1 protein-coding gene is annotated in these 1,664 nt (G+C 72.5%); it reads right to left on the reverse strand.

Features of this window, described 5'->3' with window-relative positions:
- Positions 1-361: 361 nt before the first annotated feature.
- Positions 362-1,664 (reverse strand): DNA repair protein RadA (gene radA, locus FV228_RS28965; protein WP_147857620.1); only part of this gene is annotated, 1,303 nt, incomplete at its 5' end.

Consider the following 1,664-nt stretch of genomic DNA (forward strand, 5'->3'; position numbering starts at 1 on the left):
CCCCCGGAGGGGGTCGGGAGAGGGGAGCGACGGTGCAGAAACGGGCTTTGCCCGTCGTGCGGGTCGCACCATGTCCTGCACCCGGGCTTCCCTCTCCCGACCCGGCCTGACGGCCGGCCCACCCTCCCCCGCAGAGGGGGGAGGGAGACGCGCTTGAGGTTAGCCTGGGCCCACATCCACCAGCCGATGTGTGAACATCTAAGCCCGCTCGGGAGAGGGTTGGGGTGAGGGATACGCCCTCTCCGGAGGAACCTGACCCCTCACCCTGTCACCCTCCCGCACGGGAGAGGGGACCCGCGCCTCGTCCGGCGCCCGTGCTCCCCAGCCCAATGTGTAGATCCCAAAGTAGGGGTAAGCCCGCTCACATCTCCTCGTCGGCGTAGCGCGATTGCGCCCGCCCGCGCTGGCCCGCGCCGCGCCGGGGTGCCCCGGCACTGATCCCGGCCACCAGGTCAGCGATGTGGCGCAACGTCTCCACCGCCAGAGCCTTGTCGCCCTCGCCCCGGCCCTGCGGGATCAGCGCCTTGGCGAAGCCGAGCTTCTGGGCCTCCTTCAGCCGGGCGCCGGCCTGGGCCACCGGTCGGATCGCCCCGGACAGGCCGATCTCCCCGAAATACACGGTCTCCGGCGGCAGCACCGCCCCCGACAGGGACGAGACCAGGGCGGCCGCCACCGCGAGGTCCGCGGCCGGCTCGGTGATGCGCAAGCCTCCGGCGACATTCAAATACACGTCGTGGGTGCCGAGCCGGATGCCGCCATGGGCCTCCAGCACGGCGAGCACCATGGACAGCCGGTTCGGGTCCCAGCCGACCACCGCCCGGCGGGGCATGCCGAGCGAGGACGGCGCCACCAGCGCCTGGATCTCCACCAGCAGGGGCCGCGTGCCCTCCATCCCGGCGAAGACCGCGGTGCCGGCGGCCTGATGGTCGCGCCCGGCCAGGAACAGGGCCGAGGGGTTGGGCACCTCGGCGAGCCCCGCATCCGTCATCTCGAACACCCCGATCTCGTCGGTGGGGCCGAAGCGGTTCTTCACGGCGCGCAGGATGCGGAAATGGTGGCCCTGGTCGCCCTCGAACGAGGCGACCGCGTCGACCATGTGCTCCACCACCCGGGGGCCGGCGATCTGCCCGTCCTTGGTGACGTGGCCGACCAGGATCACCGCGGTGCCGGTGGTCTTGGCGAAGCGGATCAGCGCTTGGGCCGAGGAGCGCACCTGCGTGACCGTGCCGGGGGCCGATTCCACGGTCTCGGTCCACATGGTCTGGATCGAATCGATGATCGCCAGCGCCGGCGGACGGCCCTGGCTCAGGGTCTCGATGATGTCCTCGACATTGGTCTCGGCGGCCAGATCCACCGGACGGGAGCTCAGCCCGAGCCGCTCGGCCCGCAGGCGCACCTGCCCCACCGCCTCCTCGCCGGAGATGTAGGCGACCCGCTCGCCGGTCCCCGCCATGGCGGCCGAGGCCTGCATCAGCAGGGTGGACTTGCCGATGCCGGGATCGCCGCCGAGCAGGATCACCGAGCCGCGCACGAAGCCGCCGCCGGTGACCCGGTCGAGCTCGCCGATCCCCGAGGGGATGCGCGGCGCCTCCTTGGTCTCGCCGGTCAGCCCCTCCAGCGGAAACACCCGGCCGCGGGCGCGGGACGGCCGCGTCGCGACCGGA

The sequence above is a fragment of the Methylobacterium sp. WL18 genome (assembly GCF_008040015.1).
GTDB classification, from domain to species: Bacteria; Pseudomonadota; Alphaproteobacteria; order Rhizobiales; family Beijerinckiaceae; genus Methylobacterium; species Methylobacterium mesophilicum.